The sequence below is a fragment of the Cellulomonas sp. S1-8 genome (genome assembly GCF_026184235.1).
In the GTDB taxonomy this organism is placed as follows: Bacteria; Actinomycetota; Actinomycetes; order Actinomycetales; family Cellulomonadaceae; genus Cellulomonas.
In genome coordinates this window covers 2597677-2618196 of the sequence record NZ_CP110806.1, presented here as the reverse complement: position 1 = coordinate 2618196, position 20520 = coordinate 2597677, and the positions used below count along the sequence as shown (strand labels likewise).

Genomic DNA, 20520 nt, shown 5'->3' with positions numbered 1-20520 from the left:
CTTGTACGGTGCACAAGATACCCCTTTCGAGAGGAACCATCATGCGCATCACCGCCTCCGCGCTGTCCCTGAACGTCGCCGACCCGGCGGCGTCGGCCGACTTCCTGCTCACCCACCTCGGCTTCACGCAGGAGATGTCCGCCGACGGCTTCATCGCCGTCACCCACCCGGACACCGGCTTCAACGTCGCGCTGCTGCGCACGGGGCTGGCGACGTTCAAGCCCGCACGGATCGCCGGCCCCGCCGGTGAGGGCCTGTTGATCGCGTTCGTCGTCGAGGACCTCGACGCGGAGTACGCCCGGATCGCGGCCGCCGGTGCGGAGGTCGTGACCGCCCCCGAGACCGAGCCGTGGGGCGAGCGGTACTGCCAGTTCGCGGACCCCAACGGCATCGTGTGGCAGCTCGTCCAGTGGGTCGAGCAGCCGGACGGCCCGGGCCTGGACGTGTGACCTAGGCTCAGGTCATGGGTGCGGTGCGCCCGGCCTCACGGATGCGGCCGGTCGAGCTGGTCGACGACGACGAGGACGCGGGTCCCGCGTCCCCGTCGTCGCGCGCCCACCACCACGGTGACGACGGGACGGGCGGACCGGGACCGGACGGCACCGACCGCGAGCCCGCGGACACCGGCGACGGACGGCGCTGGTGGCCCTGGCTCGTCGGCGTCCTCGTGGTGGCGGTCGTGGCCGGGGCGATCGCCACGTCCGTCGCCGAGCGCGCCGCCCGCGAGCGGGCCGACCTGCTCGGGGCGCTGCCGGGCGTCGTGCGACCCCTCGAGGCCGTGCCGACGACCCTGTGGCGCGTCCGGGCCGACGGCCCGACCCCGGTGCTGGCCGCGGGCGGCGCGATCGTCACGGTCTCGGGCGCCGGCGGACGCTGGGTCGTGCGCTCGTCCGCGGCGGCCACGGGGGAGGTGCGGTGGGAGGTACCCGTCGTCGAGCCGGCCGGTGCGGGTTTCGAGTCGGTCGCGGTCGCGTGCTCCGCGGGTGCCGATCCCGACGCGGTGCTGCTGTGCGCCTGGACCGAGCCGAACGTCGTGTACGGAAGCGCGGGGGAGTCGACCCCGTACGTCCCCCCGATGCGCTTCCTCGCGCTCGACCCGGCGGACGGTGCCCCACGCGGCTCGTGGGAGCACGACGGCACCGTGCTGGGCGTCGTGCGCCATGCGGACGACGTCGTCGTGGCGACGGGTCTGGAGGACCGCCGCGTCCGCGTCGAGCGGCGCGACGGGATCGACGGGACGGTGCAGTGGTCCTGGACCTCGACGGCCGCGCTGGTCGACAACGGCGGTGTCCGCGCGGCCCCGTCGCTCGTGGGTGACGGCGACGTCGTCGCACTCGTCGCGATCTCCACGGCCGTGCTCGACGCCCGCACGGGTGCCGTGCTGATCGACGGCCCGCCCGGCCGGGTCATCCTCGTCAGCGGGCTGCCCGACGGCGGGTTCGCGACGTGGGCGTCGGCGCTCGGCGGGCACCTGCGCGACGCCGACGGCACCGAGCGCGCACCGGTGCACGCCCTGCCGGTCGACGTCGTGGGTGACGGGTCGCTCGACGAGATCCTGCTCGACTGGGGCAACAAGGTGCTCGCGACGCAGCCGGCCGACGGCGCGACGGTCTGGTCGACGTCGACGTCGATGTCGCCGGTCGCCGTGGTCGACCGCACCGTGGTGATGGCCGGCGAGGCGTCGGTCGGGGCGGTGGACGGCGCCGACGGCAGGATCCTGTGGGAGCAGGAGCTCACCGTGGAGCTGCGTTCGCACCCCCTGACCGACGGCGTCCACGTGCTGGTCCCCGAGCCGCTCGGGTCGCTGGGCCAGGTGCTCGTCGCGCGCGGCCTGCGCGACGGTGTCGAGGCGTGGCGCATCGCCCTGCCGCCCGACCTGGTCGAGGTCCGTGCCGTCGCCGGCCGGGTCGTCGCCCTGACCCCGACCGACGTGGTGGTGCTGGGGTGAGGTCCGACCGACGGGCGTCGGCGGGTTGCGGGGCGGGGCGCACGCGGGGGTATGGTCGTGCCGTGCGTGCACGCTCGCTGCTCCTTCGTCGCCGCGACGAGGCCCTCTAGGCCGGCTCCTCGTCGCGGTGTGTGTCGTGCCCGGCTGAGCCCCGCCGAGACCCCGTGACGAAGGATCCCCGATGAGCAGCCTGAGCCCCACGTCCCCCGCGCCGATCACCCCGGCGCCCAGCGTCGAGCGCAACCCGCAGCAGCCCTCGGGCATGCCGGTGCACCGCTACCGCCCGTTCCACGAGCAGATCCGCGTCGACCTGCCCGACCGCACCTGGCCGGACCGGCGCGCGACGCGCGCCCCGCGGTGGTGCGCGGTCGACCTGCGCGACGGCAACCAGGCCCTGATCGAGCCGATGAACCCGGCACGCAAGCTCGAGATGTTCGAGCTGCTGGTCGACATGGGCTTCAAGGAGATCGAGGTCGGCTTCCCGTCGGCGTCGCAGACGGACTTCGACTTCGTCCGGATGCTCATCGAGGAGGACCGGATCCCGGGTGACGTCGTCATCCAGGTGCTGACGCAGGCGCGCGAGCACCTCATCGAGCGCACGTACGAGGCGATCGCGGGCGCCAAGCAGGCGATCGTCCACCTGTACAACTCCACGTCCGTGCTGCAGCGCGAGGTCGTGTTCCGCTCGGACGAGGACGGCATCGCCGACATCGCCGTGTCCGGCGCGCGGTTCTGCAAGAAGTACGAGGAGCTGGTCCCGGACACCGACGTGTTCTACGAGTACAGCCCCGAGTCGTACACGGGCACCGAGCTGGAGTACGCGGTGCGGGTCTGCAACGCCGTGCTCGACGTGCTGGAGCCGACCCCCGAGCGGCCCGTCATCATCAACCTGCCCGCGACGGTCGAGATGGCGACGCCCAACGTCTACGCGGACTCGATCGAGTGGATGGGCCGCCACCTGCGCTACCGCGAGTCCGTCGTGCTGTCCCTGCACCCGCACAACGACCGCGGCACGGCCGTGGCGGCCGCCGAGCTGGGGTACCTGGCCGGTGCCGACCGCATCGAGGGCTGCCTGTTCGGCAACGGCGAGCGCACCGGCAACGTCGACCTGGTGACCCTCGGCCTGAACCTCTTCAGCCAGGGCATCGACCCGCAGCTGGACTTCTCCGACATCGACCGCATCCGCCGCACCGTCGAGCGCTGCAACCAGATGCCGGTGCACGAGCGCCACCCGTACGGCGGTGACCTGGTCTTCACCGCGTTCTCCGGGTCCCACCAGGACGCGATCAAGAAGGGCCTGGACGCCCTCGAGGTCCGGGCGGCCACCGTGGGCAAGGACGTCGGCGACGTCGAGTGGGCCGTGCCGTACCTGCCGATCGACCCGAAGGACGTCGGCCGGTCGTACGAGGCGATCATCCGGGTCAACTCCCAGTCCGGGAAGGGCGGGATCTCCTACCTGCTGAAGTCCGAGAAGGACCTGGACCTGCCGCGCCGGCTCCAGATCGAGTTCTCGCAGGTCGTGCAGCGGCACACCGACCAGCACGGCACCGAGGTCACGGCCGACCAGCTGTGGTCGATCTTCAGCGACGAGTACCTGCCCGCGACCCCCGACGGCCCGCTGGAGCCCTGGGGGCGGTTCGCCCTGCGGGGGACGCGCGCGACCAGCACCGAGGGCGGGCAGGACACGCTCGAGGTGGACCTCGTCGACCGCGGTGTCGACATGACCCTGCGGGGTGTCGGCAACGGCCCCGTCGCGGCGTTCGTCGCGGTGCTGCGCCAGGTCGGCGTCGAGGTCGCCGTCCTCGACTACGCGGAGCACGCGCTGTCGGCCGGCGGCGACGCGGCGGCGGCCGCCTACGTCGAGTGCGCGATCGGCGACGACATCCTGTGGGGCGTCGGCATCGACCCGTCGATCACGACGTCCTCGCTCAAGGCGATCGTCTCGGCCGTGAACCGGCACGAGCGCTGAGGCACCCGCACGTCACCCCCGCCGCGGCCGCGCGCCGCGGCGGGCGGTGTCGGCGGTGCGGGGGACAATGAGCCGGTGAGCCTCTACCGCGACGAGGCGATCGTGCTGCGCACCCACAAGCTGGGCGAGGCCGACCGCATCGTCACCCTCCTGACACGCGAGCACGGCAAGGTGCGCGCGGTCGGCAAGGGCGTGCGTCGCACGACGTCGCGGTTCGGGTCCCGGCTCGAGCCGTTCATGCACATCGACGTGCAGCTGAGCACCGGGCGCAACCTCGACGTCGTCACGCAGGTCGAGACGCTCGGGGCGTACGGGCGCCAGGTCTGCGAGGACTACGCGTTGTACACCGTGGGCACGGTGATGCTCGAGACGGCCGAGCGGCTCGTCGAGGCGGAGCGTGAGCCGTCGGTGCAGCAGTACCGGCTGCTCGTCGGCGCCGTGCGTGCGCTGGCCACCCGCACGCACGCCGCCGGGCTGGTGCTCGACTCCTACCTGCTGCGGGCGCTCGCCGTCGCCGGCTGGGCCCCGAGCTTCACCGACTGTGCGCGCTGCGGCGCGCTCGGGCCCCACCACGCGTTCGCCCCGGCGGTGGGGGGCGCGGTGTGCGGGGCGTGCCGCCCGCCCGGCGCCGCGGCTCCGGCGCCGGAGACGTTCCTGCTGCTGGCCGCGCTGCTGTCGGGCGACTGGGACGTCGCCGACGCGAGCGCCGAGCGGCACCGGGCCGAGGGCAACGGGCTCGTCGCGGTGTTCTGCCAGTTCCACCTGGAGCGGCGGCTGCGCTCGCTGCCCATGGTGGAGCGGGTCTGACCGACCGACCCGTCGCACGACGCCCGGGTGGCACGATGTCGGTGTGCCACGCGAGACCGTCCCGCCCTACCCGCACCCCTCCGGTGCCCGGCCGCCGCAGATCCCCCGGGAGCTCGTGCCGCGGCACGTGGCGATCGTCATGGACGGCAACGGCCGCTGGGCGAACGCCCGCGGGCTGCCCCGCGTCGAGGGCCACCGGGCGGGGGAGGCGTCGCTCCTGGACGTCGTGGCCGGGGCGATCGAGATCGGCGTCCAGCACGTGTCGGCGTACGCGTTCTCGACGGAGAACTGGTCGCGCTCGCCGGACGAGGTCCGCTTCCTCATGGGCTTCAACCGCGACGTCCTGCGTCGGCGCCGTGACCTCATGGACTCCTGGGGCGTGCGCGTGCGCTGGGCGGGACGTCGGCCGCGCCTGTGGCGCTCGGTCATCACCGAGCTCGAGGTCGCCGAGCAGCAGACGATCGAGAACACGACGTGCACGCTGACGATGTGCGTCAACTACGGGGGCCGCGCCGAGATCGCGGACGCGGCGCAGGCCATCGCGCGCGAGGTCGCCGCGGGCCGGCTCAAGCCCGAGCGCGTGACCGAGAAGACCGTGCAGCAGTACCTCGACGAGCCGGACCTGCCCGACGTCGACCTGTTCCTGCGCTCGTCGGGGGAGCAGCGCATCTCGAACTTCATGCTGTGGCAGTCGGCGTACGCCGAGATGGTGTTCCTCGACGAGCCGTGGCCCGACGTCGACCGGCGGCACCTGTGGCGCGCGGTCGAGACGTACGCGCGGCGCGACCGCCGCTACGGCGGGGCGGTCGACGCGCCGACCCCCGGCTGACGCGGGGCCGGGTTGTCGGTGGTCCCGCGTACGTTGCGTGCCATGGGACTGACGGTGAACATGGTGACCTTCGACACGCACGACGCCCGCGCCCTCGCGGCCTGGTGGGCGGGCCACAGCGGCGGGCAGGTCGAGGCGTACGACGACGACTTCGTCATGGTGCTGCCCACCGAGCAGGGCCGGCCCGCGCTGGGCTTCCAGCGCGTGGACGACCCGACGCCCGGCAAGAACCGGGTGCACGTCGACCTCGGGGTGGACGACCCGGCGGCGTGGGTCGAGCGGTTCCTCGCGTCGGGTGCGACCCGCGTCGCGGAGCACGGACTCGCTGACGGGTTCGCGTGGACGGTGCTCGCCGACCCGCACGGCAACCAGTTCTGCGTGTCGCCGACGCACACAGCGTGACGACGTCGCACGTCGCGGCGTGCGGCGTTGTCGGGGTCAGCGCTGGAGGGCTCGGTCCTGGAGGGCGCGGTGCTGGAGGGCTCGGTGCTGCCGGGGTCAGCGGTGCTCGGGGGCGGCGGAGAGGTCGTCCGCCCGCGCCGGCACCGCGAGGTGCGGCTCGGCGCGGCGCCGCCGGCGCGTGACCGTGACGACGACGGCCGCGACGAGCGCGGCGACGCCGACGACACCGACGAGCCCCCAGGGGGAGCCCGCCGCGAGGGCGAGCGCACCCCAGACGGCGCCGAGACCCACCGTCCCCCAGATGACCGCCCACAGGGCGGCGCCGGGGATCGACGCGAGCGTGAAGCGCAGGTAGGGCATCCGGAGCATGCCGGCGCCCGCGAACACGGCGGTCTGGATCCCGACGGTGACGTAGGCGAGGGTCACGGCGAGGGGTCCGACGCGGTGGACGAGCGCGACGCCGGTGCGCGCCGACGGGGTCGAGGCGAGTCGGGCGGTGCGCTCCACCGTGCGCTGCCACCACCGCGGGCCGTGCCGGTGCTCGCCCTCGTAGCGCGCGCCGCGCGCGACCCCGCGACCCGCCCAGTAGGTCAGGTGCGAGCGGACCAGGACGATGCCGAAGAGGCACAGCAGCGCGGCCACGACGGGCAGACCGTCGAGGCCGTAGCCGGCGAGCAGCTCCGTCGACGTCACCGCCCGATGGTACGCCGGGCGCAGGGTGCCCTTACCTGCCGAAGGTCCGGGGACGCACGGCGTCGGGGGTGTCGTCGTCGCAGCCCGGGTCGGTCGTGGGGACAAGGACGTCGTCGGAGACGTCGGGGTGCGGGTCGCGTGTCGCGTGCCGTCGCGCGAGCAGGGGCTGGACCACGGCCGCCGCCGCGTACAGCGCGATCGCGAGGACGACGATCGTCGCCCCCGGGGGCACGTCGTTCCAGTACGTGATGACGAGCCCGACGACGCTGACCGTGACGCCGATCGCGCTCGCCACGATCATGGTGCGGCCGAAGGACCGCGCGAAGATCTGGGCCACCGCGACGGGCACGATCATCAACGCGCTGACGAGCAGCAGGCCGACGACCCGCATCGAGATCGTCACCGTCAGGGCGGCGAGCGTCGCGACGATCATCGACAGCGCGCGGACCGGCAGCCCGCTCGCGCGCGCGAACTCCTCGTCGTGGCTCACCGCGAACAGCGCCCAGCGCAGGCCGACCCCGACGGTCAGCACCAGCACGGCCAGCGCAGCCGTCCAGGCCAGGTCCCCGTTCGACACGGTCGAGATCGACCCGAAAAGGTAGCTCATGAGGTTCGCGTTGGTGCCACCGGCGACCTTGATCAGGAGCACGCCGCCGGCGATGCCGCCGTAGAACATGATGGCCAGGGCCAGGTCCCCGCTCGTGCGGCCGCGCTCGCGGACGAGCTCGATGACGACCGACCCGACGACCGCGGCCACGACGGCCCCGGGCACGGCGAGCGCGTCGACCGGTGACACGGCGGCCCAGCTGCCGACCAGCCAGCCGAGCGCGACGCCGGTGAGGGCGACGTGGCCGATGCCGTCGCCCATGAGGGCCATCCGCCGCTGGACAAGGAACGTGCCCACGACGGGTGCCGCCGCCCCCACGAGCACGGCCGCGACGAGCGCCCGCTGCATCAGGGGCGAGCCCAGGAGGGTCAGGACCTCGTCCCAGCCGGTCATCGGGTCACCTCGAGGGTGAGGTCCGGGCCGTCGGACGGGGGTTCGGGGTCGGCGTGCGGGTGCATGTGGTCGTGGCCCTCGTCACCGTGCTCGCCGCGCGCGGGCGGGGGTGGTCCGTCGTGCACGACGCGGCCGTGCCGCAGCACGACCGAGCGGTCGATCAGCGGGGCGAACGGACCGATCTCGTGCAAGATCACCACGACCGTGGTGCCTGCGTCGCGCAGCCCCGACAGCGCGGTGACGAACGATCCCTGCGTGGGCAGGTCGATGCCGGACGTGGGCTCGTCCAGGACGAGCAGCGCGGGCTCGCGCACCAGGGCCCGGGCGATGAGGACGCGCTGCTGCTGCCCTCCGGAGAGGTCCTGCACGCGCGCGTCGCGCAGGTCCGCGACGCCGAGCGCCTCGAGGGCCGTCGTGGCGCGGGCGCGCCGGTCGCGCGGGGCGCGCAGGCGCCGACCGTGCAGCAGGCCCGACACGACGACCTCGAGGGCCGTCGCCGGGACTCCGCCCGCGGTGGCCATCCGCTGCGGGACGTACCCGACGCGCTCCCACGGCACGGCGCGTCCGAGCGGTGCGCCGAGCAGGCGGACGGTGCCCGCGGCGATCGGGACGACGCCGAGCAGCGCACGCACCAGGGTCGACTTGCCGGACCCGTTGGCGCCCAGCAGCGCCAGGACCTGGCCGCCGGGCACCGTCAGGTCGACACCACGGACGATGGGCTGACCCCCGAGCGTCACGTGGACGTCGGCGGCCTCGATCGCGTTCACGAGCAGGACAATGCCACGCGCAGCGTCTCGAGGTTCGCCTCGGCGATCGAGAAGTAGTCCTGCGCGTCGTCCGTGAGGCCCTCGACGGGGTCGAGCACGGCGGTCGTGAGCCCCAGGTCCTGGGCGAGGGTCTGGGAGACCTTGGGCGAGACGAGCGTCTCGAAGAAGATCGTGGTGACCCCCTCGGTCCGGGCCAGCTCGCCGACCTCGCGGAGGCGGGCGGGCGACGGCTCGGTCTCGGGGTCGACACCGGAGATGCCGACCTGCTCGAGGTCGTACCGCTGGGCGAGGTAGCCGAACGCCTCGTGCGACGTGACGAAGACGCGGCGCTCGCACGTGGCCAGGGTGGCCGCGTACGTCTCGTCGAGCTCGGTGAAGCGGTCCCCGAGCGCGGCGGCGTTGGTGCGGAACGTCGCGGCGCCGTCGGGGTCGATCTCGGCGAGCGCGTCGGCGACGGCGTCGGCGACGGCCGGCATGCGCGTCGGGTCGAGCCAGAAGTGCGGGTCGAGCCCGTCGTGGCCGTGCTCGTCGTCCGCACCCTGGGCCTGCTCGCCGGCGTGCTCGTCCTCGGTGGTCTCGAGGTCCGCGACGTCCGCCGCGTCGACGACGTGCGCGGGGGTCGCCTGGGCGACCGCGTCGTCGACGGCGGGCTGGAAGCCCGACAGGTAGACGACGAGCTGGGCGGAGCCGAGGGACGCGACCTGCGCGGGGGAGAGCTCGACGTCGTGCGGCTCGGCTCCCGGCGGCGTCAGGGAGCTGATCTCGACGCGGTCCCCACCGACCTCCTGCGCCACCATCTGCAGGGGGTAGAACGACGCGAGCACCTGCACGGCGCCGTCGTCGGCGCCGGAGGAGGCCGAGGCGCAGGCGGTCAGCGCGAGCACCGGCGCGACGAGCGCGGCGGCGAGGACGGCGGGACGGCGGGGCGAGCTGGACATGAGACCGATTCTCAGTCCCGCGAGAACCGTTGTCAACACGGGCACCCCTGAAGCCGAGAGCGCTCCGCGGTCGGTCGGCGTGCGACCGACCGCGTAACCTGGGCAGGTTGTGCCCCGCGGCACCCAGCCGCGGGCTTCCTCGACCCAGGAGATCCACCGTGGCTGCCGCACCCTCCCGTCTCGACTCCGTCGTCTCCCTCGCCAAGCGCCGGGGGTTCGTCTTCCCGAGCGGTGAGATCTACGGGGGAACCCGCTCCGCGTGGGACTACGGCCCGCTGGGCGTCGAGCTCAAGGAGAACATCAAGCGGCAGTGGTGGCGGGCGATGGTGACGAGCCGCGACGACATCGTCGGCCTCGACTCCTCCGTGATCCTGCCCCGGCAGGTCTGGGTCGCCTCGGGCCACGTCGGCGTGTTCACCGACCCGCTCACCGAGTGCCTGTCGTGCCACAAGCGGTTCCGTGAGGACCACCTGCTGGAGGACTTCGAGGCGAAGAAGGGCCGCGCACCCGAGAACGGGCTGACCGACATCGCCTGCCCCAACTGCGGCACCCGCGGCAGCTGGACGGAGCCGCGCGACTTCAACATGATGCTCAAGACCTACCTCGGCCCCGTCGAGGACGAGTCCGGCCTGCACTACCTGCGGCCCGAGACGGCCCAGGGCATCTTCGTGAACTTCAAGAACGTCTACACTGCCGCCCGCATGCGGCCGCCGTTCGGCATCGGGCAGATCGGCAAGTCGTTCCGCAACGAGATCACCCCCGGCAACTTCATCTTCCGGACGCGTGAGTTCGAGCAGATGGAGATGGAGTTCTTCGTCGAGCCCGGCACGGACGAGACGTGGCACCAGTACTGGATCGACACGCGCACCGACTGGTACACCGGTCTGGGCATCGCGCGCGAGAACCTGCGCCACTTCGAGCACCCGGCCGAGAAGCTCTCGCACTACTCCAAGCGCACCGTCGACATCGAGTACCGCTTCGGCTTCAGCGGCAGCGAGTGGGGCGAGCTCGAGGGCATCGCCAACCGCACCGACTTCGACCTCACGACGCACTCGGAGAGCTCCGGCCAGGACCTCTCGTTCTTCGACCAGGCCAAGAACGAGCGCTACGTGCCGTACGTCATCGAGCCGGCGGCCGGCCTGACGCGCTCGCTGATGGCGTTCCTCGTCGAGTCGTACACGGAGGACGAGGCGCCCAACACCAAGGGCGGCGTCGACAAGCGGGTCGTGCTCAAGCTCGACCCGCGACTCGCGCCGATCAAGGCCGCCGTGCTGCCGCTGTCACGCAACGAGCAGCTCAGCCCCAAGGCGCGTGACCTCGCTGCCGAGCTGCGGCGCAGCTGGAACGTGGAGTTCGACGACGCGGGTGCGATCGGCCGTCGGTACCGCCGCCAGGACGAGATCGGCACGCCGTTCTGCATCACCGTCGACTTCGACACGCTGGACGACCAGGCCGTCACGATCCGTCACCGCGACGACATGTCGCAGCAGCGCGTCGCCCTCGACCAGGTCACCGGCTACCTCGCGCAGCGCCTCGTCGGCGCCTGACGCGAGCCTGCGGGGCCGCGCGTCGCGGTCGTCAGCTGCCGGCGACGGGGTTCCACGGTCGCTGCAGGGTGCCCGCCCACAGGTGCGGGGCGTGCGCGGAGACCGCGGCGGCGAGCTCGTGGGCGAGGTCCGCCGACGGCGTGAGGTAGAGCCGTCGGCGGACCTGCGGCAGACCGGTGACGGGGGCGGGGTCCGCCGGGACGGTCAGCAGGCGGCGGTGGCGTCCGTCGAGGACCGGGGTGTGCGTCCAGAGCTCGAGCGCCCAGCCCTGGTGGCCGACGAGCCTGTCCGCCGCCATCGCTCCGAGGCTCGGCGCTGCGGGCTTGCGCTGGTACGTCACGGCGACGGCGCCGAGCTCGTCCCAGCGCGCGAGCCGGACGCGGTCGTGACCCTGCCACCAGTCGATGCCGTCGTGGTCGACCAGCAACCCGGCAGGGCGGCGCAGGGTCCGCAGGGTCAGTGCGCCGCCGACGGTGATCGCACCGAACAGCAGCGCCCCGACGCCCAGCACCACGCGGGCGACGACGAGGGTGCTCGCGTCGTTGTCCTCCAGGACCTCGGGGCGGACCAGCGGGATCACGCACAGCACGGTCAGCGCCGCACACAGCAGGAACGCGCCCACGAGCAGCGGGGTGACCCCGCGACGGAAGTCGATGCGGGTCGTACCGGGCGGGGTCGGGGGAGCGTCGGTCACGCGCGGACGGTACTACGGGCTGCACGAGGGCTGCCGAAAGCGGCCTATAGCAACATTTGCTATAATCAGCAGATGACCTCACGCCTGATGGTCCTCGACGAGGTGATGCGCACGACGCGCACCACCCAGTCCGAGCTGTCGCGTCTGAGCGGAGTCCACCAGCCGAGCATCAGTCAGTTCTTGTCGGGCAAGGTCGACCTCAGCGACGAGAAGCTCGACGACCTGCTCTCGTGCATGGGCTACCGGCTCGAGGTCGTGCGTCGGCCCGTCCTGCCCTCGTTGACGCGCTCCGAGCGGCGTTCCTGGCTCCTGCACCGGCAGCTGTCGTCGTCCCTGAGCGGCTCGACACTCCCCGAGTGGCTCCCGACGGTGCGCGGCAACCTCGAGCGCCTTCGGCAGCGGGTCACCGGTCAGCCGCACGTCCGCAATCTCGACCGCTGGACGGAGATGCTCGACCGCGGCGACGTGCGGGGGATCCGGAAGGTGCTGACGGGCCTCGACCGTGACTCCATCGAGATGCGTGAGGTCTCGCCGCTCGGGGGTCTGCTCTCCCTGGAGCAGCGTTCGCTCGTGCTCGCGCGAGCGATCTGATGCGCCGCGCAGACCTGGAGCACGCGATCCGCACCGCGTGCCAGATCATCGGACACTCCGAGGTGATCGTCGTTGGGTCCCAGTCGATCCTGGGGACGTACGGCGATCAGGATCTCCCGGTCGATGCGACGATGTCCGTCGAGATCGACGTGCTCCCGATCGCCGAGGACCCGGTGGAGGTGACCCGCCTCGCCGACCTCATCGAGGGCGTCGCTGGGGGAGTTCTCGGCGTTCGAGCAGCTGCACGGCTTCAGCATCGACGGCGTCGACATGACCACGTGCATCCTGCCGGACGGATGGCGACACCGCCTGGTCAAGGTCCAGAACCGCAACACGGCGGCGCCTGCCGGTGTACCCCAGTTCGTGGGCTGGTGCCTCGACAAGGACGATCTCTGCGTCGCGAAGCTGTGCGCCGGTCGCGAGAAGGATCTCAACTTCGTCTCGGCGCTCCTCCAGAGCGGCCTCGTGTCCGCACAGACCGTTGCCGATCGATGTGCGGGCGTCGAGGCGGCACATCGCCCGTCGGCGGCACGAGCGGTCGCGTGGTTGGACCGGTGGATCAGCTGATCGCGCGACGCTCACCGGCTCAGAGCTCGGCGCCCATCGCCGCCACGTACCGCGCACGCATGCTCTTCTCGACGTCGTCCGGGATGCTGCCGGTCGGCTGCGGCCGCCCGGCGAGGACGTCCTCGAGCAGGTCGAGGCACAGGTGGTACCCGGAGCCGGTCTCGACGATCCCCGGGGCGTCCGCGTCGGGGATCTCGAGCCACGTGGTGAACGTCAGCCGCGTGCCGTCGTCGGTCTCGTCGAGCTCGAACAGCAGGACGTCGCCGCCCCAGGTCCACGACGCGCGCGTCGGCGGGTCCCACGCCTCGATGGTGCCGTGCAGGACGGGCTCCTCGATGCCGTAGCGCTCGACGTGCTCGGGCCAGAACGGCAGCTCGACCGGGGCGCCGACGCGGCGTTCACCGACGAGGTCGGCGGGCATCCAGTGCCGCAGGTGCTGCGACTCGGTGACCGCACGCCACACGGCGTCGAGCGGGTGGGGGTAGGTGCGGACGTACCGCAGGCCGCGGCGCTCGCCGTCGTGCAGCACGGTGCCCAGGGGCTGGTCGGTGGTCATGAGTCCTCCAGGGGTGGGTCGGCGGGCAGGGTGTCGAGGTAGGTGCCGAGGGTGTCGAGGCGGTCGGCCCACGTCGCGCGGTAGGGCGTGAGCCAGGCGTCGAGCTCGGCCAGCGGCGCGGGGCGCAGGCGGTACCAGCGGCGCTGGGCGTCGGGGCGGACCTCGACGAGGCCGGCGGTGCGCAGCGTGCGCAGGTGCTTGGAGACGGCGGGCTGCGCGAGACCGAGCCGGTCGACGAGGTCGCCGACGGACCGTTCGCCGCCGCGCAGCTCGTCGAGGATCTGCCGACGCCGTGGTTCGGCGACGACCTCGAAGACGTCGATGCTCATGACTTCAGCATGCCGCACGCGGCATATGTCTGGCAAGGCATAGACAAGTCCGGATCGGATCTCCGTGGGGGACACTGGTGGCGTGCACCCGTCGACCGCCACCCCCGCCGCGCCCGTCCCGGGCGCGACGCCGACGCTGCCGCCGCTGCGCATCGGTCCGATCACCGTCGACACGCCCGTCGTCCTCGCGCCGATGGCCGGCATCACCAACGCCGCGTTCCGGCGCCTGTGCCGCGAGTCCGGCGCGGGCCTGTACGTCGCGGAGATGCTCACCAGCCGTGCGCTGGTCGAGCGCAGCCCCGAGTCGTTCCGCATCATCGCGTTCGAGCCCGACGAGGTCCCGCGCTCGGTGCAGGTCTACGGCGTCGACCCCGCCACCGTGGGCGCCGCCGTGCGCCTGCTCGTGGAGGAGGACCGCGCGGACCACGTCGACCTCAACTTCGGCTGCCCCGTGCCCAAGGTGACGCGCCGCGGCGGGGGCGCCGTGCTGCCCTGGAAGCGCGACCTGTTCGCGGCGATCGTCCGCGAGGCCGTCGCGGCCGCGCGCCCGTCCGGCGTGCCCGTGACCGTGAAGATGCGCAAGGGCATCGACGAGGACCATCTGACGTACGTCGAGGCGGGCCTGACGGCGCAGGACGCCGGCGTCGCGGCCGTCGCGCTGCACGGGCGCACCGCCGCGGACTACTACTCCGGCACGGCCGACTGGGACGCCATCGCGACCCTCAAGCAGGCCGTCACCGACATCCCCGTGCTCGGCAACGGCGACATCTGGTCGGCCGAGGACGCCCTCGCGATGGTTGCGCACACCGGCTGCGACGGCGTCGTCGTGGGTCGTGGGTGCCAGGGGCGCCCGTGGCTGTTCGCCGACCTGGCCGCCGCGTTCGCGGGCTCCGACGTGCGGGTCCGGCCCGGGCTCACCGAGGTGGCGGGCGTCGTGCGGCGGCACGCCGAGCTCATGGTCGGAACGTTCGACGACGAGTCGAAGGCGCTGCGCGAGATGCGCAAGCACATGGCGTGGTACTTCAAGGGCTACGTGGTCGGCGGTGAGCTGCGCGCGCGCCTCGGCCTGGTGTCCTCGCTCGTCGAGCTCGACGACCTGCTCGCGGAGCTCGACCTGGACCAGCCGTACCCGGGCGACGCCGCCGAGGGCCCGCGCGGGCGCGCCGGCTCCCCGAAGCGCCCGATCCTGCCCTACGGCTGGCTGGACTCCCGCGAGCTGTCGGACGAGTTCCGTCGTGACCTGCACGAGGCCGAGCTGTCCGTCTCGGGCGGCTGACACCCGCGTCCGCCCGACGTCGCTCGTTCGACGAGCGCGCCCGCCCGCGGGGCTGCAGACTGCACCGCGTGCGAACCATGGGTGTCGAGGAGGAGTACCTGCTGGTCGACGCCGACGGCGTCCCGTCAGGGGTCGCGGACGCGGCGGTGCGGGCGCACGAGCGCGCCGGCGGCGAGGCGCCGGACGAGGGCCCGCCGGGCGGCGGCCTCGAGCACGAGCTGCAGGAGCAGCAGGTCGAGACCGGGACGCACCCGTGCCTCGAGCTGGCGGACCTCGCGGCCGAGGTGCACGAGGGACGGGCCCGGGCCTCGCGTGCGGCGCTCGAGGCGGGCGCGCGTCTCGTCGCGCTCGCGACCTCCCCGATGCACGGCCCGACGACGCTCACGCACGGTGCTCGCTACGAGGCCCTGGCGCAGGCGTACGCGCTGACCGTCCGCGACCAGCTCACCAGCGGGTGCCACGTGCACGTGTCGGTGGCCGACGACGACGAGGGTGTCGCGGTCCTCGACCGCATCGGGCCGTGGCTGCCGGTGCTGCTCGCGCTGAGCGCGAACTCGCCGTACTGGCGCGGTGAGGACACGGGGTACTCCTCGATCCGTTCGCAGATGTGGAACCGCTGGCCGACGGCCGGGCCGACGGCACCGTTCGGCTCCGCGCAGGCGTACCGCGACACCGTCGCGGGCCTCCTCGCGACCGGCGTCGCCCTGGACCCCGCGATGATGTACTTCGACGCCCGCCTGTCCCCGCGCTACCCGACGGTCGAGATCCGCGTCGCCGACGTCTGCCTGCGCGCCGACGACGCGGTGCTGGTCGCCGCGCTGAGCCGCGCGCTGGTCGAGACGGCCGCGCGGCAGGCCGCCGACGGGACCCCGGCGGTCCGCACGCGGGTCGAGCCGCTGCGGGCCGCGACGTGGCGTGCCGGCCGGTCCGGGCTCACGGGCGACCTGCTGCTGCCCCCGGCGTTGACGCCCGTGCCGGCGCGGGACGCCGTCGCGGCGCTGCTGGACCACCTGCGCCCCGTCCTGACGGAGAGCGGTGACCTCGGAGTCGTGCAGGACCTGCTCGCCAGGCTCTGGCAGCGGGGGACCGGCTCCGACGAGCAGCGGGCGTGGGCGCGCGAGGGCGGCCTGCCGGGTGTCGTCGAGCATGCCGTGGCGGCGACGATCGCCTGAGACGGGGCCCGTCAGGACCGGTCCCTCAGGACCGGTCCGTCAGGACGGGGCCGTCAGGACGCGCGAAGCCACACGGTCGTGCCGGCCGGCAGGACGCCCTCGGTGACCGGGCCCGACGCGAGCAGAACCTGCGCGCGAGCGGGCAGCGGGACGTCGTTCGCGCCGAGGTTCGCGACCACGTCGACGTCGCCGTTGCGGAACGCGAGCACGTCCTCGCCGACCGGCGCGCCCAGCCACCGCAGGCCGCCCGAGCCGATCCGTTCGGCGCGCCGCAGCCGCAGCGCCGCCCGGTAGAGCTCGTAGGTCGACCCCGCGCGGCCGCGCTGCCGGTCGACCGCCAGATCGGCCCAGCCGTCGGGCTGCGGCAGCCAGGTCGCGCCCGTCGGCGAGAAGCCGAGACCGGGCGCGTCGCCGACCCACGGCAGCGGGACGCGGCAGCCGTCCCGGCCGCGCTCGACGCCGCCCGTGCGGGCGTACGTGGGGTCCTGTCGCAGGTCGTCGTCCAGCGCTGTGTGGTCGGGCAGGCCGAGCTCCTCGCCCTGGTACACGTACGCCGAGCCCGGCAGCCCGAGCATGAGCAGGGTTGCGGCGCGGGCCCGGTGCAGGCCCAGGGGCGCGTCGGGCTGCTCGTCGCCGTGGCCGATGCCGTTGGGGCGGTGCGTCGGGTCCGCCAGGCCGAGCCGCGAGGCGTGCCGCACGACGTCGTGGTTCGACATCACCCACGTCGTCGGGGCGCCGACGGCGTCGTTGGCCGCGAACGAGGCCGTGATCACCCGGCGCAGCGACGGCGCGTGCCAGCCGGCGGCGAGGAACGCGAAGTTGAAGGCCTGGTGCATCTCGTCGGGGCGGACGTACCGCGCCAGGCGTGACAGCGGCTCGACCCACGCCTCGGCGACCATCGCGCGGTCGCCGTCGTAGGTGTCCAGCACGCGGCGCCACGCGCGGTAGATCTCGTGGACGCCGTCCTGGTCGAACATCGGCCCGCGGTTGCCGGCGCCGGTCACCGGCTCCCCGTCGTCCGCGCCGTCGATCATCGTGACGTGGCCGTCCCAGTCCGGCAGACCGTCGGCCTTGACCATGCCGTGCGCGACGTCGACGCGGAACCCGTCGACGCCCCGGTCCAGCCAGAACCGCAGCACGTCCTCGAACTCCGCGTGCACCTGCGGGTTCTCCCAGTTCAGGTCCGGCTGCTTGCTGTCGAACAGGTGCAGGTACCACTGCCCGGGCGCGCCCTCGGGGTCGGTCGTGCGCGTCCACGCCGCTCCGCCGAAGATCGACTCCCAGTTGTTCGGCGGCAGCTCGCCGTGCTCCCCGCGCCCCTCGCGGAAGAGGTAGCGGGCGCGCTCGGGGGAACCGGGCCGGGCCGCGAGCGCGGCCTGGAACCACACGTGCTCGTCGGACGTGTGGTTGGGGACCAGGTCGACGACGACGCGCAGCCCGAGCTCGTGCGCGCGGGCGATCATCGCGTCGGCGTCGGCGAGCGTGCCGAACAGGGGGTCGACGTCGCGGTAGTCGGCGACGTCGTACCCGGCGTCGGCCTGCGGCGAGCGGTAGAACGGCGAGAGCCAGACGGCGTCGACGCCGAGCTCGACCAGGTGGTCGAGGTGCGCGGTGACGCCCGGCAGGTCACCGATGCCGTCGCCGGACGCGTCGGCGAACGAGCGTGGGTACACCTGGTAGATCACGGCGTGCCGCCACCACTGCCCGTCGGTGTCGGGGCGGTGGACGAGCAGGCTGGTGGGGAGGTCCTCGACGGTCACGGGGTGCCTTCCTGATGGGGGGACGGGAGCGGGGGACGGCAGTGCCGTGCGGCCGCGCTGCGGCGGCCGGGAGGTGGTGCGGGTCAGCGGGCGACGGGAGCGGCGGCGCGGGTCCCGGCGTCGGGCGCGGGGGCGGGCACGCTGCCGGTCGAGCCGCGCACGACGAGCTCGGGGTGGAACAGCAGCTCCGCGCGTGCGGGGCGGGTGCCCGTGATCTCGGCGACGAGCGCGGAGACGGCGGCCTGCCCCATCGCGGCCACCGGCTGCCGCACGGTGGTGAGCGGGGGGTCGGTGAACGCGATGAGCGGGGAGTCGTCGAAGCCGATGACGGACACGTCCTCGGGCACCCGCAGGCCGAGGGCACGCGCGGCGCGCACGGCCCCGAGTGCCATGAGGTCGGAGCCGCAGACCACGGCGGTGTGCCCGGAGGTGAGCAGCTCGGTCGCGGCCGCGTGGCCGCCCTCGACGGTGAAGAGGGTCGAGACGACGTGGCTCTCGGGGGCGGCGACGTCGCCCTGCTTCTCGAGGAGCGCCAGGAACGCGTCCCGCTTACGCTGCGAGGGGACGAACCGCGTGGGCCCGATGGCGAGCCCGATCGCGCGGTGGCCGAGGGAGTGCAGGTGGCGCATCGCCTGGTCCATGGCCGCGGAGTCGTCGGTCGACACCGCGGGTGCGTCGACGCCCTCGGCGTACCCGTTGACGAGCACCAGCGGGACTCCCCGGCCGCGCAGCCGGTGGTAGCGGTCCTTGCTGGCCGTGGTGTCCGCGTGCAGCCCGGACACGAAGACGATGCCGTCCACGCCGTGGTCCATGAGCAGCTCGACGTACTGGTCCTCGGTGGTGCCGCCGGGCGACTGCGTGCACAGCAGGGGCGTGTACCCGCGGTCGGTCAGCATCGTCTCGATGATCTGGGCGAACGCGGGGAAGACCGGGTTGGTCAGCTCGGGGACGACGAGCCCGACGAGGCCGGCGGAGCGCATGCGCAGCTTCTCGGGCCGCTCGTAGCCGAGCATGTCGAGCGCGGCGAGCACGGCCTGCCGCGCTCGTGCGGACACGCCGGGCTTGCCGTTGAGCACACGCGACACGGTCGCGGTGCTCACCCCGGCCTGGTCGGCCAGGTCGGTCAGTCGAGTGCGCACAGACGGCAGCGTAGTCGCGGCCACCGGACCTCCTCGTCCAGCGCGTGGTGGGCGCGCGGGGTCGACGCTGCAAGCGATGTCTGCAAGTTACCGTAACGACTTGCAAGGAGGTCGGCAACGCGCTTACCGTCGCCGCACGGGCCGACGACGGTGCTGTGCCAGGCGTCGGACAGGGTCGATCGACAACAGGAGACAACGATGCGACGAGGCATCCCGGCCGCTGCGGTGACGCTCGGCCTCACGCTGGCGCTCACGGCGTGCAGCGGTTCCGGCAACGACACGTCGGGCGACCCGACCTCGCAGGCCACCGGCGACGGCGCCGGCGGGAGCCTGGTGGTCTGGGTCGACGAGACACGGCAGGGGGCCGTGGAGAGCGCGGCCGCAGCCTTCGAGAGCGAGAATGGCGTGGACGTCGAGCTCGTGCTGAAGAACTTCGAGGACATCCGGGCCGACTTCCTCGCGCAGGTGCCCACCGGCGAGGGCCCGGACCTCACCGTCGGCGCGCACGACTGGCTGGGCGAGCTCACGACGAACGGCGTCGTCGCTCCCATCGAGCTGGGCGACAAGACCGGCGACTTCGAGGAGGTCGCCGTCCAGGCCTTCACCCAGGACGGCCAGGTGTACGGCCTGCCGTACGCCATCGAGAACATCGCGCTCATCCGCAACACCGCGCTCGCCCCCGAGGCTCCGGCCACCTGGGACGACGCCGTCGCCGCCGGCCAGGCCGCCGGCACGCCCTACCCGATCCTCGTGCAGACGGGCACCGAGGGTGACCCGTACACCTACTACCCGCTGCAGACGTCGTTCGGCGCCCCCGTCTTCGTGCAGAACGACGACGGGTCCTACACCTCCGAGCTCGCGCTCGGCGGCGAGCCGGGCCACGCCTTCGCGACCTGGCTGCAGGGGCAGAGCCAGGCCGGCGTGCTGTCCACCGACATCACCTACGACATCGCGGTCGAGGCGTTCAAGAACGGTGAGTCGCCGTTCATCGTCGGCGGCCCGTGGATGCTCGAGCAGTTCGCCGACCTCGAGCTGTCGATCGACCCCATCCCGTCGGCCGGCGGGATGCCCGCTCAGCCGTTCGTGGGCGTGCAGGGCTTCTACGTCTCCGCGCAGAGCGACAACGCGCTGCTCGCGAACGACTTCCTCGTCAACTACATCGCGACCGACGAGGCGCAGCTCGCGCTGTACGAGGCGGGCAGCCGGCCGCCCGCGCTGGTGTCCGCCGCGGAGACCGCGTCGGCCGACCCCATCACCGCCGGCTTCGCGGCCGTCGGGGCCGAGGCCGTCCCGATGCCCTCGATCCCGGAGATGGGCTCGGTCTGGGCGTTCTGGGGGGTCACGCAGGCGAACATCATCGCGGGGACGACCGAACCGGTCGCCGGCTGGGACAAGATGGTCGCCGACATCCAGGGAGCCATCGGGTCCTGACCCGTCCGCCGGCCGCACCGCGCCTGCGCGCGGTGCGGCCGACCGCTCCCCGGTGAGGTCCGCCGGGGGGTCACCGTCCCGGCGCACCGACGCGCCGACCCGACG

General features: G+C 73.3%; 21 protein-coding genes. 12 read left to right on the top strand and 9 right to left on the bottom strand.

Annotated elements, in window-relative coordinates; translation table 11 throughout:
• Positions 1-41: 41 nt before the first annotated feature.
• From OKX07_RS11805 to OKX07_RS11780, 6 genes are all read left to right on the top strand, one after another.
• Positions 42-449, top strand: coding sequence for a VOC family protein (locus OKX07_RS11805; protein WP_265628268.1), 408 nt, complete (start codon positions 42-44; stop codon positions 447-449).
• A gap of 14 nt (positions 450-463) precedes the next feature.
• Complete coding sequence (locus tag OKX07_RS11800) at positions 464-1948, top strand: PQQ-binding-like beta-propeller repeat protein (RefSeq protein WP_265628267.1); 1485 nt, start codon at positions 464-466, stop codon at positions 1946-1948.
• A 181-nt stretch (positions 1949-2129) separates the two neighbouring features.
• Positions 2130-3917: a 2-isopropylmalate synthase gene (gene leuA / locus OKX07_RS11795; RefSeq protein ID WP_265628266.1), complete on the top strand. Its 1788-nt coding sequence runs from the start codon at positions 2130-2132 to the stop codon at positions 3915-3917.
• A gap of 75 nt (positions 3918-3992) precedes the next feature.
• On the top strand, positions 3993-4724 hold the full coding sequence (gene recO, locus OKX07_RS11790; RefSeq protein WP_265628265.1) for a DNA repair protein RecO: 732 nt from the start codon (positions 3993-3995) through the stop codon (positions 4722-4724).
• Positions 4725-4767: 43 nt separating this feature from the next.
• A complete protein-coding gene (locus tag OKX07_RS11785; protein WP_265628264.1) occupies positions 4768-5553 on the top strand; it encodes an isoprenyl transferase in 786 nt (261 codons plus the stop codon).
• A gap of 42 nt (positions 5554-5595) precedes the next feature.
• Positions 5596-5955 (top strand): VOC family protein, encoded by a 360-nt coding sequence (locus OKX07_RS11780; RefSeq protein ID WP_265628263.1) that lies wholly within the window; start codon positions 5596-5598, stop codon positions 5953-5955.
• Positions 5956-6051: 96 nt separating this feature from the next.
• Here the strand turns inward: OKX07_RS11780 and OKX07_RS11775 are convergent, their stop codons facing one another.
• From OKX07_RS11775 to OKX07_RS11760, 4 genes are read right to left on the bottom strand one after another with little or no spacing between them, the layout of a single operon-like run.
• The gene (locus tag OKX07_RS11775) at positions 6052-6648 is read right to left on the bottom strand and encodes a DedA family protein (protein ID WP_265628262.1); all 597 of its coding nucleotides are present in this window, start codon (positions 6646-6648) and stop codon (positions 6052-6054) included.
• 31 nt (positions 6649-6679) lie between these two features.
• The gene (locus OKX07_RS11770; protein WP_265628261.1) at positions 6680-7648 is read right to left on the bottom strand and encodes a metal ABC transporter permease; all 969 of its coding nucleotides are present in this window, start codon (positions 7646-7648) and stop codon (positions 6680-6682) included.
• A complete protein-coding gene (locus OKX07_RS11765; RefSeq protein ID WP_265628260.1) occupies positions 7645-8415 on the bottom strand; it encodes a metal ABC transporter ATP-binding protein in 771 nt (256 codons plus the stop codon). Before OKX07_RS11765 ends, OKX07_RS11770 begins: the two co-directional genes overlap by 4 nt.
• On the bottom strand, positions 8412-9353 hold the full coding sequence (locus OKX07_RS11760) for a metal ABC transporter substrate-binding protein (RefSeq protein WP_265628259.1): 942 nt from the start codon (positions 9351-9353) through the stop codon (positions 8412-8414). Before OKX07_RS11760 ends, OKX07_RS11765 begins: the two co-directional genes overlap by 4 nt.
• Before the next feature lie 158 nt (positions 9354-9511).
• Between OKX07_RS11760 and OKX07_RS11755 the strand changes: the two genes are divergently transcribed.
• Positions 9512-10900 carry a glycine--tRNA ligase gene (locus OKX07_RS11755; protein ID WP_265628258.1) on the top strand — a complete coding sequence of 463 codons (1389 nt, stop codon included), beginning with the start codon at positions 9512-9514 and terminating at the stop codon, positions 10898-10900.
• A gap of 31 nt (positions 10901-10931) precedes the next feature.
• On the opposite strand, the gene OKX07_RS11750 is transcribed toward OKX07_RS11755, so the two are convergent.
• Positions 10932-11594 carry a hypothetical protein gene (locus OKX07_RS11750; protein ID WP_265628257.1) on the bottom strand — a complete coding sequence of 221 codons (663 nt, stop codon included), beginning with the start codon at positions 11592-11594 and terminating at the stop codon, positions 10932-10934.
• A 72-nt stretch (positions 11595-11666) separates the two neighbouring features.
• Here OKX07_RS11750 and OKX07_RS11745 point away from each other — a divergent pair, with 72 nt between their 5' ends.
• Positions 11667-12185 carry a helix-turn-helix domain-containing protein gene (locus OKX07_RS11745; protein ID WP_265628256.1) on the top strand — a complete coding sequence of 173 codons (519 nt, stop codon included), beginning with the start codon at positions 11667-11669 and terminating at the stop codon, positions 12183-12185.
• 270 nt (positions 12186-12455) lie between these two features.
• Positions 12456-12752 (top strand): DUF6036 family nucleotidyltransferase, encoded by a 297-nt coding sequence (locus OKX07_RS11740; protein ID WP_265628255.1) that lies wholly within the window; start codon positions 12456-12458, stop codon positions 12750-12752.
• A 19-nt stretch (positions 12753-12771) separates the two neighbouring features.
• Here the strand turns inward: OKX07_RS11740 and OKX07_RS11735 are convergent, their stop codons facing one another.
• Positions 12772-13308 carry an SRPBCC domain-containing protein gene (locus tag OKX07_RS11735; protein ID WP_265628254.1) on the bottom strand — a complete coding sequence of 179 codons (537 nt, stop codon included), beginning with the start codon at positions 13306-13308 and terminating at the stop codon, positions 12772-12774.
• Complete coding sequence (locus tag OKX07_RS11730) at positions 13305-13637, bottom strand: ArsR/SmtB family transcription factor (RefSeq protein WP_265628253.1); 333 nt, start codon at positions 13635-13637, stop codon at positions 13305-13307. The genes OKX07_RS11735 and OKX07_RS11730 overlap by 4 nt, the downstream gene beginning before the upstream one ends.
• 82 nt (positions 13638-13719) lie before the next feature.
• On the opposite strand from OKX07_RS11730, the gene dusB reads away from it, so the two are divergent.
• Positions 13720-14913 (top strand): tRNA dihydrouridine synthase DusB, encoded by a 1194-nt coding sequence (dusB, locus tag OKX07_RS11725; RefSeq protein WP_265628252.1) that lies wholly within the window; start codon positions 13720-13722, stop codon positions 14911-14913.
• 77 nt (positions 14914-14990) lie between these two features.
• On the top strand, positions 14991-16085 hold the full coding sequence (locus tag OKX07_RS11720) for a carboxylate-amine ligase (protein ID WP_265631909.1): 1095 nt from the start codon (positions 14991-14993) through the stop codon (positions 16083-16085).
• A gap of 53 nt (positions 16086-16138) precedes the next feature.
• Here OKX07_RS11720 and OKX07_RS11715 read toward each other — a convergent pair whose 3' ends face one another.
• Complete coding sequence (locus OKX07_RS11715; protein WP_265628251.1) at positions 16139-17845, bottom strand: glycoside hydrolase family 13 protein; 1707 nt, start codon at positions 17843-17845, stop codon at positions 16139-16141.
• 83 nt (positions 17846-17928) lie between these two features.
• Positions 17929-18984, bottom strand: coding sequence for a LacI family DNA-binding transcriptional regulator (locus OKX07_RS11710; RefSeq protein WP_265628250.1), 1056 nt, complete (start codon positions 18982-18984; stop codon positions 17929-17931).
• A gap of 198 nt (positions 18985-19182) precedes the next feature.
• Here OKX07_RS11710 and OKX07_RS11705 point away from each other — a divergent pair, with 198 nt between their 5' ends.
• The gene (locus OKX07_RS11705; RefSeq protein WP_265628249.1) at positions 19183-20415 is read left to right on the top strand and encodes a sugar ABC transporter substrate-binding protein; all 1233 of its coding nucleotides are present in this window, start codon (positions 19183-19185) and stop codon (positions 20413-20415) included.
• Positions 20416-20520 lie beyond the last annotated feature (105 nt).

What these genes read in the sequence shown, in the direction of transcription:
- OKX07_RS11805 (WP_265628268.1), top strand. Translation starts at nt 42, where the DNA reads ATGCGCATCACCGCCTCCGCGCTGTCCCTGAACGTCGCCGACCCGGCG.
- OKX07_RS11800 (WP_265628267.1), top strand. Translation starts at nt 464, where the DNA reads ATGGGTGCGGTGCGCCCGGCCTCACGGATGCGGCCGGTCGAGCTGGTC.
- leuA (WP_265628266.1), top strand. Translation starts at nt 2,130, where the DNA reads ATGAGCAGCCTGAGCCCCACGTCCCCCGCGCCGATCACCCCGGCGCCC.
- OKX07_RS11780 (WP_265628263.1), top strand. Translation starts at nt 5,596, where the DNA reads ATGGGACTGACGGTGAACATGGTGACCTTCGACACGCACGACGCCCGC.
- OKX07_RS11770 (WP_265628261.1), bottom strand. Translation starts at nt 7,648, where the DNA reads ATGACCGGCTGGGACGAGGTCCTGACCCTCCTGGGCTCGCCCCTGATG.
- OKX07_RS11760 (WP_265628259.1), bottom strand. Translation starts at nt 9,353, where the DNA reads ATGTCCAGCTCGCCCCGCCGTCCCGCCGTCCTCGCCGCCGCGCTCGTC.
- OKX07_RS11745 (WP_265628256.1), top strand. Translation starts at nt 11,667, where the DNA reads ATGACCTCACGCCTGATGGTCCTCGACGAGGTGATGCGCACGACGCGC.
- OKX07_RS11740 (WP_265628255.1), top strand. Translation starts at nt 12,456, where the DNA reads ATGACCACGTGCATCCTGCCGGACGGATGGCGACACCGCCTGGTCAAG.
- OKX07_RS11735 (WP_265628254.1), bottom strand. Translation starts at nt 13,308, where the DNA reads ATGACCACCGACCAGCCCCTGGGCACCGTGCTGCACGACGGCGAGCGC.
- OKX07_RS11730 (WP_265628253.1), bottom strand. Translation starts at nt 13,637, where the DNA reads ATGAGCATCGACGTCTTCGAGGTCGTCGCCGAACCACGGCGTCGGCAG.
- OKX07_RS11720 (WP_265631909.1), top strand. Translation starts at nt 14,991, where the DNA reads ATGGGTGTCGAGGAGGAGTACCTGCTGGTCGACGCCGACGGCGTCCCG.
- OKX07_RS11705 (WP_265628249.1), top strand. Translation starts at nt 19,183, where the DNA reads ATGCGACGAGGCATCCCGGCCGCTGCGGTGACGCTCGGCCTCACGCTG.